Here is a 15,426-nt window from a genome sequence, read left to right on the forward strand (position 1 = left end):
GGGGCAAACGGCAGACGTCGACTGCGCGTCGGTCGGCAAAATGACGATCCATCGCACCCGATTTGGGCGGCGATCTCGGCCCATCCAGCCGTCCCGACGAAAGAGCGAAACGGGGCGGCGCGAGCGAACAGGGCAGCGGAGGGCAAGGCGCCCCTATCGGCTCGGTCTGGAAGCCGTGGTGCACTTCGCCGGTGAACCGTCGAGGACATGACGTAGATTGATGCAGGTGGTGGAAATCCTGTCTTAGAATGCAGGACCGACGGTGGTGGTGGTCTTAGAGCGCGGCCAGCTGTTCGGCGGTCGCGACGATTTGCGTATTGCCGAGCGAATGGTCAGCGTATTTGAACACCAGGATGCTCATGACCGAGGCGACGAGGGCGACCAGGATGATGCGCATGGGCCTTGCTCCGACTTCCTTCTTGCCTGGCTTCATCCTTCGTTGCGCCAGGCGTTGATCGATCCGGAAATCCGATGCTTCCCGGTGAAAGGCCTCTGGCCTTTCGTTAGCCCGTTCTAGCAAATGCGAAGGGGCGGCTCTTGTTCCCGCGGGGACAGCGGGCAGCCGCCGGTGGCCCGCCACCGGCGGCCGGCCGGCGAGGGCTAAGTCCAGGGATGGTTATGGTCGCGGTGAGACCGGCGCCCCCCGTGAATGGCCGCGTTGACGGCCCCAGGCCGATCGCCCGGATCTAAGGGCTCAGGAGCGAGAAGAGGCTGCCAAACAGCACGATGAAGGCCGCGACGGCGACGAGAAACCGAAGCATGCCGGTGTTGGTGTCCTTGGTGCCGACGAGACAGTACCAGAGATGGTCGTCGTTCATTTTCGATACTCCGTTCGCGGTGCCAAGTTCGCAGCAGCAGAGGAAAAAGTCAGCCCTTACGTGGTTGCTCAGCGGTAAGGCGGCGAGCCGTCGGCACTCGCGCGCCACCAGGGGATCACTACGCGGTGCAGCGTGGTCTACCCGTCGGCGTCCGCCGCCTCCGGCGCCACCGGCTTCTTCGCCAGCGCCAGGTTTGCCGCGGCCGCCTCCGCCTCGGCGCCGCCGCCAGGGCCGGAGCGCACGGTGACGGCGTTGGAGGCGAGGTCGAGGCCGGCTTCGCGCAGCGCCGGTAGCAGGCGCTTCATCGCCTCGCGCTGGAGGATGCTGGGGTTGCCGGGGCGGGCGGTGAATTTCAGCCGCACGACGAGCGAGTTTTCGGTGACGTCCTGGATACCCTGCAACTTCAGCGGCACGAGGAATTCGCCGCCGATCTCCGGGTCTTCGAGCATGGCGAGGCCGACCTTCTTGATGGTCTTGCGGATCTTTTCGGGGTCCGCGTCGCGCTCGAATTTTAGCTCGAACTTCACCGTGCTCCAGTCGCGGCTGTAATTGGTCACCGCCTGAAGCTGGCCATAGGGGACCGTGTGGATCTGGCCGTTCTGGTGGCGCAGCCTGAGCGAGCGCAGCGAGATGCGCTCCACCGTGCCCTTGAGCTTGCCGGTATCGACATATTCGCCGACGCGGAAGGCATCGTCGGCGATGAAGAAGATGCCGGAGACGACGTCCTTCACCAGCGTCTGCGAGCCGAAGGAGAGGGCGAGACCCAATACGCCGAAACCCGCCAGCAGCGGCGCGATGTTGATGCCGAGGGCCGACAGGACGACGAGGCTGGTGACGGCGAAGATGCCGCCGAAGATGAGGTTGCGGACGAGCGGCAGGATGGTCGAGAGCCGGCTCTGCTGGCGGATCATCGTGTCGTCCTCGCTTTCGCCTGGAAGCGCCACGCGGGCGGTTGGCGCAAACGCCTCGAAACTGCGCCAGAGGAAGCTGCAGATCACCCAGGCGGCGACGACCGCAAGGCTGATGCGCTCGAGGATGACGATCCAGCCGACGGCGGCGGCGGTATCGTTCTGGACCATGACGGGGCGCCAGAGCGCGATGATGATGTGCAGGCCGATCAGCCAGGTGGCACCGGCAAGCGCCGTCTGGATGCTGCCGGAGATCGCCGCATGCAGCCTGGAGGAGGCGGGCGTGCGACGGCGCTCGGCGGCGGCGCCGGCCAGCGAATGGATGCCGAAGGCGAGGATCGGAAGAGCGAGCAGGATGATCTGCGTCGTGCCGCCGGCAAAGCTCCAGGCCGCGCTGTTGGGGCTGCCGGCGACAATCACGCTCATCAGCCAGAGCACGATGGCGCTCAGCGCATAAAATTCCGGCACGCCGAAAGCGATGGCGCGGCGCACGGGGCCTGGGTTCTCGCCGGTAAAGAGCGCGCGGATATCGGCCGCACCCCAGATGAACCAGTGAAGCTTCACCAGCGTGAGGATGCTGACGCCGATCAGCAGCCAGCCATCGGTGGCGGCAAGCTCCAGCCCGCGCTGGTGGGCGAAACGCACACTGGCGCCGACGACGGCGCTCATCGCGCCATAGGTGGCAAGCATGTTGGCGTGGAAGCGCGGATGGGGGATGTCGAGCAGGCGGATCTCGGGCCTCGTCGGCGCAAAGAGGAAGCGGGCGCCGACGGCATAGGCGACGGAAACGACGGCGATCGTGATCAGCGCATGGACAAACTCGGCCGAGCCCGTGCCGCGCGTGAGCAGCAGGTGCGCAACGCCGTGGGCGACGGCCGCGAAGATCACGAGATAGGCGATATCGAAGCCGAGGCGGATGATCGAGGCGCGCATGCGATGCAAGAGGTCGACCACCTCGAAGGAGGCGCCGAAGAGCCGATGGATCAGGGAGCGGCTGGCGAAGGCGGCGGCCAGCCCTGCGGCAATCGCCAGTACCGCGAGGGACACCACCGAGGCGACCGACCAGCCTTCGGCGCGGATGCCTGCCGCAACGTCAGCCATCACCCCGGCAATGCCGGACATGCCTGTAAGGCCCATCTGCAAGCCATTGAGAAAACGGGCGGAAAGCGTGTCGAAGGAATCTTCCGGGTCTGCAGCCGGAGCGCCTTGCGGGGGCGCTGCCGCGCCGCTCTCGGTCGCCGCCGGTGAAACGGCTTCGGCCGCCGGCGCGCCGGTTCCGCTGCCGGGTTTCGTCGCGTCGCCTGCTATCGCCGGATTTGCCGCGTCACGCCATTCGACCGTGACCGGCCCGCCGGCCTTGGCCGCAGCGCGCAAGGTCTCCTCGATTTCGGCGGCACTCTGGCCGGGCGTGAGAATGACGGTGATCGGCGGTGGCGCCGTCTGGGCAAAGGCGGGCAGGGCGACTGCCAGGATGAGCGCCAGGCCGAGGAGCGACTGACAGAAAGAGCGGACATGCGCCATGAAATTCACCCATCGAGACCCGTTGCGCGCGACGCGCTCTTGCGCATCACATTACATAACGCTCTAAAATTCCAATCGTATTTTGTGTGGCAGGGTCTTGGTGGGGTTGCCCCTCACTGTCCTGCCGGACATCTCTCCCCGCTTGCGGGGAGAGAGACGCTGGGCGCACGCTCGAATGCAAGACCTCGCCGTTGCGTTGCTCCACCTTGGGCTTGGCGAACCCAGTGCCGCTTGCTGCCTTCTCCCCGCTTGCGGGGAGAAGGTGCCGGCAGGCGGATGAGGGGCAACCCTACCCGTGGCGATGAGGTGGCAGCCCTTACCGCGGGGACGAAAGGCGGTTTTCTTGCCGCGCGTACGGGCCTTCACACCGCGTTTAGGGCTCGACCGCTTGTGGCGGCCGACGTTGCCCCTCACTGTCCTGCCGGACATCTCTCCCCGCAGGCGGGGAGAGAAATGCTGGGCGCACCCTCTGGTGCCAGACCTCACTGTCCTGCTGGACATCTCTCCCCGCAGGCGAGGAGAGAAACGCTGGGCGCACGCTCGAATGCAAGACCTCGCCGTTGCGTTGCTCCACCTTGGGCTTGGCGAACCCGGTGCCACTTGCTGCCTTCTCCCCGCTTGCGGGGAGAAGGTGCCGGTAGGCGGATGAGGGGCAAACATCACCGCGCGGATGAGGGGCCCGAGGCGCGACGCCGGGAGTGACCTACTTCGTCGTGTAGCCGCCGTTCACCAGGATCGTCTGACCGGTCATCCACCACCCGTCAGAGACCAGGAAGCGGATATAGGGGACGATGTCCTCGATGTCGGTGAGGCCGGTCCGGGAGAAGGTCGAGAGCGCCGAGGCGCTTCTGTGGTAGGCGACGGCGTCGGCCCCTTCGGCCGGGTAGAAGAAGGGCGTGTCCATCGGGCCGGGGCCGATGGCGGTCACCGAGATGCCGCGTTCGCCGAACTCCTTGGCGGCCGCGCGGGTGAAGTGCTCGACCGGCGCCTTGGTGCCGGCATAGGCCGCATAAAAGGGCGTGAAGGCGCCGAGCAGCGAGGTGACGAGGGTGCAGACCTTGCCGTTGTCGCTGACATGCCTGCCCGCTTCGCGCAGGAAGAAGAAGGCGGACTTGGAATTGACGGCGCTCATCTCGTCATATTCGGCTTCGGTGATCTCGACGAAGGGCTTCTTCAGGACCTTGCCGACGGTGTTGACGGCAATGTCGATGCTGCCGAGTGCCGCCTTGGCATCGGCAAAGAGCTTCTCGACATTAGCGGCGCTGGTGAGATCGCCGGAGAAAGCGTGGGCCGCGGCACCGGTCGCCTTGATCGCGGCGACCGTCTCTTCCGCCGCCGCCCTTGTGGCGGCGCTGTTGTAATGGATCGCCACACCGCGGGCGCCGTGTTCGGCCAGATCGCGCGCGAGCAGTCCGCCGAGGTTCTTCGCGCCGCCGGCGATGAGAACCGTTTTGCCGTTGATGCTGTGGTCTGCCATGGGTTTCTCCTGTTGTGGCCGCCTGCAGGCGGCCGGTTTGGCACGGCGGTAAGGAGCGCGGTTCCGCGAAGCTTTCACCCCGCTCCGGTCCCCGCCGCCCGTGCGACTGCTGACCGTCCCGCACGCCTGTGCCTTGCTCCAAATAGCGCTGGCCGTGTCGCCGCCAATGCGCCGGGGCGGGTTGCGACAGGCATCGCAAGGGAGAGAATATCGTCGGCGTCGCTGGCATAAAGCGCCCGATCATGACATGACTTGTCAGAAATCACGAACAATGATGAGGGAAGCTTCGAGGGCGCCATGGACAGGATCGAGCTTTTCCGCATCTTCACCCGCGTCGTTGAAAGCGCGAGTTTTACCCGCGCTGCCGACACGCTTGGCCTGCCGCGCTCCTCGGTCTCGGCGGCGGTGCAGACGCTCGAAACCCGGCTCGGCACGCGGCTCCTGCACCGCACGACGCGAAAGGTGGCCCCGACGCAGGACGGGGCTGCCTTCTACGAGCGCTGCCTGCGGCTGATTTCCGATGTGGACGAGGCGGAAAACCTGTTTCGCCGCAGCGCTTCCGGTCCGACCGGCCGGCTGCGCGTCGACCTGCCGAGCCGCATCGGCCGGCTGATCGTGGCGCCGGCGCTGCCGGAGTTTCTCGCACGCTTTCCCGGCATCGACATCGATCTCGGCATGACCGACCGGGCGGTGCACCTGATCGAGGAAAGCGTCGATTGTGCGCTGCGCGTCGGGCCGCTTGCCGATTCCGGCCTGATCGCCCGGCCGTTCTGCACGCTCAGGCTGATCAACGTCGCAAGCCCAGATTATCTCGAACGCCACGGCACGCCGAAGACACCCGCCGATCTCGCCAGCCATGTCGCCGTCAACTATGCCTCGCCCTCGAGCGGCCGGGTGGAGGACTGGGAGTGGATCGAAGGCGGTGAGGCGCGCACGGTTGCCGTTGCCGGCCGGGTCAGCGTCAACAGCGCCGAAGGCAGCATCGCCTGCTGCCTCGCCGGCCTCGGCCTCATCCAGATCCCGGCCTATGACGTGATCGATCACTTGAAGGAGGGGCGGCTCGTCGCGGTGATGCCGGACCACAATGCAGCGCCGATGCCGATGGCGCTGCTCTACCCGCACCGCCAGCATCTTTCCCGCCGGCTCAAGGTGTTTGCGGACTGGCTAGAGGGGCTGATGCGGGGAGTGATGGCGGCGTGAGGGAGACGGCGCGCGGCGCTAGTTTCGCTTGATGGGGATTATCTGCGCGCCAAGAATGTGTTCATCCGAACGACGCCGAGCGGGAGCCGCCGCCTTGAGCTCTACGATGCGCGCTGTATCGAGCGAAAGCCATCCAGCAGGTAGACCCGACAGGCTTTCAACATCATGCGGAAGCAGAGGCAAATCGTGACGGAGTTCTTCTTTGCTTATCTGTCCGGCGTCAATCAAGGTTTTAAAGACGTCTGACAGGAGAGACGGTCGCTGAAGCGGCCAGACGTCATCATAAGGCTCACCCTTGGAGGCAAATCCTTTGGCACTGTAAATCTTAAACAGCCTAGTAGTGGCATCGCGATCTACTATATTCAGTCTTTGAAGCCGCATGATTTGAGCTTTGATAGAGACACGCCAGCGCGCTTTCAGTCGCTCCAGTTCCCAAATTGCAGCGCTGTCGACCTCGATTGAAAATTGACTTGCTGGCAGCAGGAACGCCGACGCGAAATTGTGGGCCTGTTCTTCGATGAGTTTGAAGTTCTCTTCGAAGTCCTGTTCCGAGACGTCGCGGTGAAGGAGAATGTGGGCGAGTTCATGGGCCGCATCGAACTGTCGTCTTGCGAAAGACTGTTTGTCGTTCGCCAAGAGCACGTATGGCCTCTCATCACTTCCCCAGCGGCTCAAGCCATCCAGACGGTCAGTTTCCATCTCTTCGCTTGCGACGATGATGCCGATGCTCTCTAGGAAGCTCACCATGTCGACGACGGGCCGCAACCCCAATCCCCAATGGGCACGTGCCTTTTCCGCGATATCTTCAATATCTTCGTGGCGCAGAGTCTTAAAGCTCTGACCGTTGACGAGATTCGGGATATTGACCTCTGGGAGATATGCATAGTGCTCGGCGACTGCGGTGACATCTTGCAGCCACATCAACCGAACCTTCTGGATAAGACGATCGCCTTTTAGCGCGCCGGCGAACGACCTAAAAAATGAGGGACCTGCGTTTCCAATGCGCTCAGTAAGAAAGTAATCAGCTGGCACCGAGAGGATAGTTGCCAATTCGGTAAGTGCTTGTGGTTCGGGGAAGGAGTCGCCTTCTTCCCACCTTTGAACCGTACTGGGCGCGCGCCTCATCATGTCGGCCAGAGCCTTGCGTGAGGTTATTCCTCGCGCCTGCCTTGCCTCCGCTAGCTTCGCCCCAACAAAAGTTTGCACACCACTACGCACTTCTCATCCTAATTACTTCTCGCTTTTATCGGTCAGGGCGGATTCGCCCTGGGTGTCTTTGAACCCGCGTTTGACGACCTTCAACTCAATAGGACGCTTACCAACTCCGCTTGGTTCCGCTCCGTAGCCGGACAAAAACTCATCAAGCTCCGACTGATAAATGAACGTTTCCAAACGGCTGTCCACAACGCACAGGCTAATTGAGGCAAGTTTTCCCAAAGCGATTGGGTCGCGGCGGACCATAATAAGAACTAATCGTTGCCGATCGTTGAACATTTCCGGCGGGTGAAAGAAGTCGGGTGAAAGGCCGCGATTTTGGTGGCAAAGCGCGCGCCTTGAGGCGTTTCTCACCGGCACATCTTGTAGCTCTTTGTGGGAGGCGAAGCCGACCATCGTGTGACCGAAAACGCCGGTTGTCACATGCACAGGCGCCTGACGAATGTCATCGGGGCCGTACTCGACCGGAACAGATTTCACAAACTCGCCGCCATTCCGCACGAGAATTTGCTCAAATGCCTCATCAATAATGTTGTGTCTGAAAAGTCCCGTTGTTTTGCTTTGCCGTTGTCTCGAAAGTTTGACGCCATTTGCGACAGCGTTATGCGACATGCTGATAGCCGCATCCGCCTGTTGGGCCGCGAGCGGAAAAAACTCTTTGACCTCCACTAAGACATTGCGGGGAAGATCTCGACGGATTGCCGTCTCAATTTCAAATGCGCGCTCATCGCTGATCATATGGCTTCCTTAAACAAACCAATCAGTTTTGCATTAAGAAGAAATTGACCACAATTTTTTGCATTTTGCAAGCTCAGGCTGTCACGTTTGCCACCTTCTCGGACTGGAGCGAAGGATTGTCCCCAGATAATCAACCGATCGATTGCGCATGACGGAGCTCAGTTGCATTGGTGCTTACCTTAGCGCCAAAGGTAGCAGACGATTTGGGCGTGGTGACCGCACTTGGCGCCGCCGACGGCGCCAGCGCAGGGACATCCCTAGCGCGCCCCCCCCTTGTCGTCGAGGCGCGTTGCTGACGCCTAGTTTTCCTGAACCGAAACGCCGTCCTGGCCGATCTTGATCTCGACGCCCGGCTTCGTCTCTTCCTGGTAGACGTAGAGGCCGAGGCCGACGACGGCGACGGCGAGCAAGGCGATGACGAGATAGAGGCCGTTTCGGTTCATGCGGAGCTCCTGGGTTCGATTTCGACGGGAAATAGGAGCTTCTGCAAGAAAGACAACAGGATAGCGAGATTTTCATACGGCGGCGTCGAAGCGAGGACATAGAACGACCGTCGTTGCGACCGGCTGGACGCAGGGACATCAATTGCTGGTGGGGCGACGGTGCGAGGTGGAGCGGGATGTGTTTCCGCATCCCGCCCCTTGATCGCTTTGCCAATCAGCTGGCGTCAAAGCCCGCGTGGTAGCTGACGCGCCCCGCCGGCACCGGGCCTTCGAACGCCTGCGCCATGAAGTACTCGGCCGGTACACCTTCGAAGCGCAGGGCGGCGTGGTTTTCGAAGCCGAAGCGCTTGTAGTAGCCGGGCTCGCCGAGGACGACGCAGCCTTTGGCGCCGGTCTTGGCAAGGCGCGCGAGGCCTTCGCGGATCAGCCTGCCGCCGGTGCCGCTCTTCTGGCGGTCGGGCCTGACGGAGACCGGGCCGAGGCCGAACCAGCTCATGTCCTTGCCGTCGATCGTGACCGGGGAGAAGGCGACGTGGCCGATGATCTCGCCCTGGTCGAGGGCGACCAGCGAGATCGTCAGGGCGCCGGCGTCGCGCAGGGCGTCGACGATTTCGGCTTCGGTCTGGCTGCTGTAGGCCATGGGGACGAAGGCAGCCTTGGTGACTTGCCGGATGGTGGCGATGTCAGTCGCCCGTTCGGAGCGTATGTCGATGATGGTCATTGTAAAAACCTGTTCTTGAAACCCATGGTCGCGCGCCATCGACTGCGAACGACCGATATCGTTCGCCGGTGGCGGCGCGGTTCTGCGTCCTGGTCAAGACGCTCAGTGGGTGAGAACAAGCTCCAGCATCGACAATTCCTCTGCGCAATTCAGGCGCGCGAGCCCGGTATAGGTTCAGTTCCGCACCGTGGTCAACCGGCCGGCCGGGCAGCACCTGCAGGAGCGCGCATGGGGCGGCGCTCGGTGTCAGGATGGCCTCCGGTCGATGCTTCGCTGATCGGCGAACATCGCTTGAATGGCGACAACCGTCCTGTCCATTCCGGCGTCCACGGCCGCAACCCTGTCGATGACCACCCGCTCACGCCCGTGAGGCCTTCCGTTGGAGACGCACCAATGGCCGGCGCGCGCCCGGTGGGGCGCGCGGCGGGGGTGACAGATGCGGCTTCGCTCAGACGTGGCGCGTCAGGCCGCCGTCCACCTTCAGGTTCTGGCCGGTGATGTAGGCGGCACCCTCGGAGGCGAGGAAGGCGACGGTTGCGGCGATCTCGGCGCTGGTGCCGTAGCGCTTCATCGGCACGGCGTCGCGGCGTTCTTCGGTTGCCGGCAGGCTGTCGATCCAGCCGGGCAGAACGTTGTTCATGCGCACGTTGTCGGCCGCATAGGTGTCGGCGAAGATCTTGGTGTAGGAGGCAAGACCGGCGCGGAAGACGGCCGAGGTCGGGAACATCGGCGAGGGCTCGAAGGCCCAGGCCGTGGAGATGTTGATGATCGCGCCCGATTTCTGCTTCTGCATGATCGGGGTGACGAGGCGGACCGGGCGGATGACGTTCATCAGGTAGACGTCGAGGCCGGTGTGCCATTGCTCGTCCGATATCTCGAGGATTTGGGCGCGCGGGCCGTGGCCCGCACTGTTGACCAAAACGTCGATGCGGCCCCATTTTTCCATGGCCACGTCGACCAGGCGCTTCAGGTCGTCGTTCGACTGGTTGGAGCCGGTGATGCCGATGCCGCCGAGCTCGGCGGCCAGCGCCTCGCCCTTGCCGGATGAGGAGAGGATTGCGACCTTGTAGCCGTCGGCGGCCAGCCGCCTTGCGCTTTCGGCGCCCATGCCTGAGCCGCCGGCGGTGACGATTGCAACTTTTTCTACTGCCATGGTTCGGTCCTCTCTGTTGTCGGGCTTGCGTCGATTGTGCTGCCGTTGCGATTGAAATACCATCTCATGGACGGGACGGCGAAGCAGTTTCGCTTTCAAATGGCAGTAGAAAAACTATTCGATGAGTGATGCGCCGGGGCGACTGCCATCGTTGAATGGCCTGAAAGTGTTCGAGGTGGCGGCGCGCCACCTCAATTTCCGGCTGGCATCCGAAGAGCTCGGCGTGACGCAAGGGGCGGTCGCCCAGCAGATCCGCGGGCTGGAGGCGGAACTCGGGGTCAAGCTCTTCGAGCGGCTGCCGCGCATGCTGGCGCTGACCGGCGAGGGGCGGGCCTATATCGCCGATGTCAGGCGGGCGCTTGAGATCATTGCGCGGGCGACCGACGGGCTGAAGCCGCAGCCGGTCCGGCTGACAATCAGCACCACGCCGTCGTTTGCCTCGAAATGGCTGATCCCGCGGCTGCCGGATTTCACCAGCCGTCATCGCGATCTCGACCTGCATATCCTTGCGACCGATCGCATGTCGAACTTTCAGGCCGATGGCGTCGACCTTGCCGTGCGCTACGGGCGGCCGCCCTTCGGCGCGGGACTGGCGGTCGAGCTGCTGTTCGAGCAGGAGACCATCGCGGTCTGCAGCCCGCGGCTGATGGCCGGCGGAGAAGCGCCGGAGACGGCGGAGGCGCTCGCCGATTACACGCTGCTGCATGATGCGCATAACTTCTGGCCCGAATTCATCGAGCGGCATTTCGGCGAAAGCCCCCAGGCCGCGTTCAAGGGCATCAGTTTCAACCAGACCTCGCACGCGATCGAGGCGGCGATTGCCGGCCAGGGCATCGTGCTCGCCAACAGCAACTTCGTGGCGCAGGATATCGCCGAAGGGCGGCTGATCCGCATCTTCGAGGCGGTGATGCCGGGGCCTTCGGATTTCTATCTCGTCTGGCCACGCTACCGCAAATCGCTCGGCCTTCAGACCGTGATCGCCTGGCTCAGCGACGAGGCGAAGAAGGAGCGCGAACGCGCCCCGTCGTGATGTCGGCTCGGCTTTCGCCCCGGCATCCTTTCGACAATGCGCCTGAGTTCCGGCGAGGCCGCGGCAAGCGCCTGCTCCACTTCTCTTTCGATGGCTTCGGCTTCGTCCGGCGCGCCAAGCGAAAGCGCCTGGATGGCATAGGCGGTGGGCGCAAGGACGTGATTGATCTGGTGCGGCGTTTCGATCGGGTGGGTATAGGCGGCACCCGCAGCGGCCGAGGCCGCCTGGGCGGCCGCCTTGGCGGCGGGATCGCCGATCTCGCGGGCGGCGGCATGGGCGCCCCAGGCGACCTTGCGCAACGTGGTGCTGCGCGGCGCTCCCTCGGCAAAGGCGCGGGCAGCCGCGATCGCATGCCGCGGCCGAGGATCGGCTGGTGCCGCGGCCTCGAAGACCGGCAAGGCCCGCTCGGCGCTAAGGACGGCCCAACGGGTGATATGGCGCAGATCGTCTTCGGTGAGCGGAAGCGGGCGGGGTTGGTGGGGCATGGCCAAGTTCCTTGCATGGAAAGCCGGCACGGCGCAATCGGCACCAGGCGGAGGCCGGAGTTCTCGGGGTGGCCGCCGGCAATAGGGGAGCTTGCAGCGATCGGGCACAGAGCTATGTTGCGCTTGCCCCGCCCGAAGATGAGATGAAGTGAACGGTGATGCCGCCCGCAATCGAGGTCCCCAAATATGCGCAGATCGAGCGCGAGCGGCGTTTTCTCGTCGATCGCTGTCCGGATCTGTCGCAGCACGACTATCGGACGATTGAGGACCTCTACGTCGCCGGCAGCCGGCTTCGGGCGCGCGCGATCACCTACAGCGACGGGCGTCCGCCCGCGTTCAAGTTCTGCAAGAAATACCCGTCGGACGACATGACATCTCAGCCGATCGTCAACATCTATCTGACCGCCGGCGAATACGAACTCCTGTCGCATCTGCCCGGAAACAGGGTTCGCAAGCGCCGCTATCGCCTCGACATCGAGGAAACGCCCTGCAGCATCGATGTCTTCGAGGGCGCACTTTCCGGGTTGATCCTGTCCGAGGTCGAAGCCGGTTCGGCTGAAGCGCTCACCGCCCTGGCGCCGCCGCCCTGGAGCCGGCTGGAGGTCACCGGGGATGCCTTCTTCCGTGGGTCAAATCTTGCGGCCGTCAGCGCGGCCGAGCTTCAGGCAAAGCTATCCTTGCTCGCGCGCTGATGGGCCAGACCTCGACCGATGCCTTTTAAGTCCTGGTTGCCGCGTCGAACGTGTCGCCGGCGCGGACAAGCGCGCGGGCGTTGCACCCCCTTCCAATTTCTCTATCCTTCGGTGCAAGGTTCTTGGCAGCGGGAGCTTAGAAAGAGGCGCTTCCCATGGGTGAGATGGATAGAGGGTATGACGACGTGGTCTCGTGGCGGCGAGACATTCATGCCCATCCGGAGCTGCAATTCGACGTCCACAGGACGGCCGCCTTCGTGCATTCCAAGCTCGCCGAGTTCGGATGCGACGAGATCGTGACCGGTGTCGGGCGGACCGGTGTCGTCGGCGTTATCCATGGCCGCAAGCGGTCGAGTGGCAGGGTGATCGGCCTCAGGGCAGACATGGATGCCTTGCCGATCGAGGAGGCGACCGGAGCGGCATGGGCATCGAAGGTAGCGGGCGTCATGCACGCCTGCGGCCATGACGGCCACACGGCGATGCTGCTGGGGGCTGCACGGGAACTTGCCGGGACGCGCGCGTTCGACGGCACGGCGGTGGTCGTCTTCCAGCCGGCCGAAGAGGGCGGCGGCGGTGGCAAGGCCATGGTCGATGATGGCCTGATGGAACGGTTCGGGATCACCGAAATCTATGCCATGCACACGGAGCCCGGCTTGCCGATCGGCGGGTTTGCCACGGCGAGCGGACCGCTGGCGGCTTCTGCCGACGGTTTCCGGATCAGGATCGACGGCAAGGGCGCGCATGGCGCTTCGCCGCATGCCAGTGTCGATCCGCTGGTCGTCGGCGCCAATATCCTGCTCGCCCTTCAGACGATCGTTTCCCGCAACGTCCATCCGCGCCAATGCGCCGTCGTGACGGTCGGCTGGATGGCGGGCGGCAAGGCCGGCAATGTCATTCCGCAATCGGCCGAAATGGGCGGGACGGTCAGGACCTTCGATCCCGCCGTTCGGGACCTGATCGAAGCGCGCGTGACCTCGATCGCCGAGAAGGTTGCCGAGGCCTATGGGGCGAGCGCCACCGTGACGTACAAGCGCCTGTTTCCGCCAACCATCAACCATGTGCGGGAGACGGCCTTTGCCGTCGGGGTTGCGCGGTCGCTTGTCGGGGACGCCAACGTCAGTGATGCGATGGAACCGCTGATGGGCTCGGAGGACTTCGCCTTCATGCTCGAGGCCCGCCCCGGCAACATCATGCTGATCGGTAATGGCGACAGCGCGTCGGTCCACGATGCGCGGTTCGACTTCAACGACGATGCCATCCCTTTCGGCGTGGCCTATTTCAGGGCCATCGTGGAGCGTGCGATGCCGCTTTGAACCGGGAGAGGGCGGATGCCTGGAGCGGGATCCAGCTATTTCGACCCGGCACGCAGCACCTGCGAGAACGCTGTCGTCGCTCCTTCGAACGCTTGCGCCCATGTCTCATCCGACAGGGTGCAATAGCGGGCGAGGAACAGAAGCGAGCGAACCTCGTCCAGTGCGATGAAGATGGGCAGCGCGTCCCTCTCGGCCACGGAGAGCGGGCGCACCTTGTCGTAGCCGCGGACCAATGCGTCCATCATCGCCTTGTTTTCCGGGTTTCGATGCTGTGCGAAATGCCAGGCGGCCGTGCTGAGATCGAGCACGAGAGGGCCATGCCCGAATTCGTCGAAATCGAAGAACACGGTCCTGCCGTTCGCGACGCGGGCATTTCCCGTCCAGGGATCGCCGTGGCAGAGGCCGAGAGGCAGGGCGCCGAGATCGAGGCGAAGCAGGGCGGGAAGATAGGCATGCTCGATCAGGCTCATGACCTCCTGCCCCTTCACCTCCCGGCTTGCGGGCGCACCGCCAAGCGCTTCCATGGCGTTGCGGACAATGGCGACCGGATCCAAGGAGCGGACGGCTCCCTCGAGGCGGACGGGCATTGCCAGATGCAGATGGGCAATCGCGGCTCCGAAGCGTTCCATGTGGGCGGGATCGAATGTGATCTCGTCGCCATCGGCACTCTCGAAGAGGCAGGCATGGCGGCTTTCGCCGCCCGAGGGCATGTCGATGACATAGGCTTCATCCGCCGTTGCAAGCGGGCGGCTGACACCCACATGGGCGCTTTGCGGAAACCCGGCCAGCAACGCGACCTCGGCCTCTATCTGCGCAAGGGGACGTCCAAATGGGCGATAGAGGCGAAGGTAGAAGACGGCATTGCCTTCCCGAACCCGGTAGGTTCGGTTGACGCCGCCCGTCACCAGATCGACCCCAGTGAATGAACGGGCATAGCGTGAAGAGAGCCAATCTTTGTCGATGTCGGTCAAGTCTGGTCTCTCATCGGTGACAAAGGCGCGAGATCAGCGCTCCCAGCCCGGCGCAAACGGGAAGCGTTCCGCCCAGAGGGCCGTCAGCCGGGGGTCGGCGTCGGTGCGGCCGATGGCATCGGCAAGCCCGGGAGCAACCTCGTAGAAGCGGCGCCGGCCGGGCGACCAGCGGGAGGCGGTCGCCACATAGAGGTCGAGAACCGAAAGCTCGTCCCCGAGGAGGTACTTGCCCGGGCGCAGTTGTTCCCCCATCCGCGCCCAGCAATGGGCGATGCGGTCGAAGATGCGTGTCTTGACGGCGGCATGGTCTTCCGCCTTGTCGGTGACGCGCGACGGGTCGTCGGCGATCCAGTAAAGCGCGTAGATGGCCGAGGAGACGAAGGTCATCCAGCGCAGGAATTCCGGTCGTTTCACATCCGCCAAGACCGGCGCAAGCCGCCCGTGCGGATAGGCATCTGCCAGCCAGATGAGGATTGCCGCACTTTCGGTCATCACCTCGCCGGTCGGCAGCGCCAGGGCCGGAACCTGCCCCAGCGGATTGATGCGGGCGAGCCTGCTGACCTCCTGCTGCCCCTCCCAGGGCGCATAATCCTCGACGCGATAGGGCACGCCGAGGAGGCTGAGGGTTGCCTCGATCGGGACGGATCCCGAGGTCGACGCTCCATAGACGACAAACGGTTCGCTCAACGATGTTCTCCTCCTGATCGTGCCGCGACGGATCCGGGCCGAAGCCCCGTCGCC

Annotated in this window: 16 protein-coding genes; 4 read left to right on the forward strand and 12 right to left on the reverse strand. The window is 64.0% G+C overall.

What is annotated here, in order from left to right; all coding sequences use genetic code 11:
* Positions 1-274: 274 nt before the first annotated feature.
* The 4 genes from XB14_RS33720 to XB14_RS05985 form a co-directional block, all read right to left on the reverse strand.
* Entirely contained in the window at positions 275-397 is a 123-nt protein-coding gene (locus XB14_RS33720; protein ID WP_255380501.1) for a hypothetical protein, read from the reverse strand.
* 289 nt (positions 398-686) lie between these two features.
* A complete protein-coding gene (locus tag XB14_RS33725; protein ID WP_268802268.1) occupies positions 687-818 on the reverse strand; it encodes a hypothetical protein in 132 nt (43 codons plus the stop codon).
* Between the two features lie 137 nt (positions 819-955).
* Complete coding sequence (locus XB14_RS05980; protein WP_077960740.1) at positions 956-3,247, reverse strand: mechanosensitive ion channel family protein; 2,292 nt, start codon at positions 3,245-3,247, stop codon at positions 956-958.
* A gap of 703 nt (positions 3,248-3,950) precedes the next feature.
* Positions 3,951-4,724, reverse strand: a complete 774-nt coding sequence (locus tag XB14_RS05985; protein ID WP_077960741.1) for an SDR family oxidoreductase — start codon at positions 4,722-4,724, stop codon at positions 3,951-3,953.
* Between the two features lie 297 nt (positions 4,725-5,021).
* On the opposite strand from XB14_RS05985, the gene XB14_RS05990 reads away from it, so the two are divergent.
* Positions 5,022-5,924 (forward strand): LysR family transcriptional regulator, encoded by a 903-nt coding sequence (locus XB14_RS05990; protein WP_077960742.1) that lies wholly within the window; start codon positions 5,022-5,024, stop codon positions 5,922-5,924.
* An 18-nt stretch (positions 5,925-5,942) separates the two neighbouring features.
* On the opposite strand, the gene XB14_RS05995 is transcribed toward XB14_RS05990, so the two are convergent.
* From XB14_RS05995 to XB14_RS06010, 5 genes are all read right to left on the reverse strand, one after another.
* Complete coding sequence (locus tag XB14_RS05995) at positions 5,943-7,142, reverse strand: helix-turn-helix domain-containing protein (RefSeq protein ID WP_077960743.1); 1,200 nt, start codon at positions 7,140-7,142, stop codon at positions 5,943-5,945.
* 12 nt (positions 7,143-7,154) lie between these two features.
* Complete coding sequence (locus XB14_RS06000) at positions 7,155-7,877, reverse strand: hypothetical protein (protein ID WP_077960744.1); 723 nt, start codon at positions 7,875-7,877, stop codon at positions 7,155-7,157.
* A 299-nt stretch (positions 7,878-8,176) separates the two neighbouring features.
* Positions 8,177-8,320 (reverse strand): hypothetical protein, encoded by a 144-nt coding sequence (locus XB14_RS33095; protein WP_179119537.1) that lies wholly within the window; start codon positions 8,318-8,320, stop codon positions 8,177-8,179.
* A 214-nt stretch (positions 8,321-8,534) separates the two neighbouring features.
* Complete coding sequence (locus XB14_RS06005) at positions 8,535-9,041, reverse strand: GNAT family N-acetyltransferase (protein WP_419178565.1); 507 nt, start codon at positions 9,039-9,041, stop codon at positions 8,535-8,537.
* 448 nt (positions 9,042-9,489) lie between these two features.
* Complete coding sequence (locus XB14_RS06010) at positions 9,490-10,194, reverse strand: SDR family oxidoreductase (RefSeq protein WP_077960745.1); 705 nt, start codon at positions 10,192-10,194, stop codon at positions 9,490-9,492.
* 121 nt (positions 10,195-10,315) lie between these two features.
* On the opposite strand from XB14_RS06010, the gene gcvA reads away from it, so the two are divergent.
* Entirely contained in the window at positions 10,316-11,224 is a 909-nt protein-coding gene (gcvA, locus tag XB14_RS06015; protein WP_077960746.1) for a transcriptional regulator GcvA, read from the forward strand.
* Here gcvA and XB14_RS06020 read toward each other — a convergent pair.
* Positions 11,161-11,709, reverse strand: a complete 549-nt coding sequence (locus tag XB14_RS06020; RefSeq protein ID WP_179119538.1) for a putative immunity protein — start codon at positions 11,707-11,709, stop codon at positions 11,161-11,163. The two genes, gcvA and XB14_RS06020, sit on opposite strands and share 64 nt — an antisense overlap.
* Before the next feature lie 155 nt (positions 11,710-11,864).
* Between XB14_RS06020 and XB14_RS06030 the strand changes: the two genes are divergently transcribed.
* Both XB14_RS06030 and XB14_RS06035 read left to right on the forward strand, forming a co-directional pair.
* On the forward strand, positions 11,865-12,401 hold the full coding sequence (locus XB14_RS06030) for a hypothetical protein (protein ID WP_179119539.1): 537 nt from the start codon (positions 11,865-11,867) through the stop codon (positions 12,399-12,401).
* 155 nt (positions 12,402-12,556) lie between these two features.
* Complete coding sequence (locus XB14_RS06035; RefSeq protein WP_077960750.1) at positions 12,557-13,714, forward strand: amidohydrolase; 1,158 nt, start codon at positions 12,557-12,559, stop codon at positions 13,712-13,714.
* 35 nt (positions 13,715-13,749) lie between these two features.
* Here the strand turns inward: XB14_RS06035 and XB14_RS06040 are convergent, their stop codons facing one another.
* Both XB14_RS06040 and XB14_RS06045 read right to left on the reverse strand, forming a co-directional pair.
* Positions 13,750-14,685, reverse strand: coding sequence for a phosphotransferase enzyme family protein (locus XB14_RS06040; RefSeq protein ID WP_077960751.1), 936 nt, complete (start codon positions 14,683-14,685; stop codon positions 13,750-13,752).
* 33 nt (positions 14,686-14,718) lie between these two features.
* A complete protein-coding gene (locus XB14_RS06045) occupies positions 14,719-15,372 on the reverse strand; it encodes a glutathione S-transferase family protein (protein WP_077960752.1) in 654 nt (217 codons plus the stop codon).
* Between the last annotated feature and the right edge of the window lie 54 nt (positions 15,373-15,426).

This window comes from Ensifer adhaerens, from assembly GCF_002007205.1.
Classification (GTDB): domain Bacteria; phylum Pseudomonadota; class Alphaproteobacteria; order Rhizobiales; family Rhizobiaceae; genus Ensifer; species Ensifer adhaerens_D.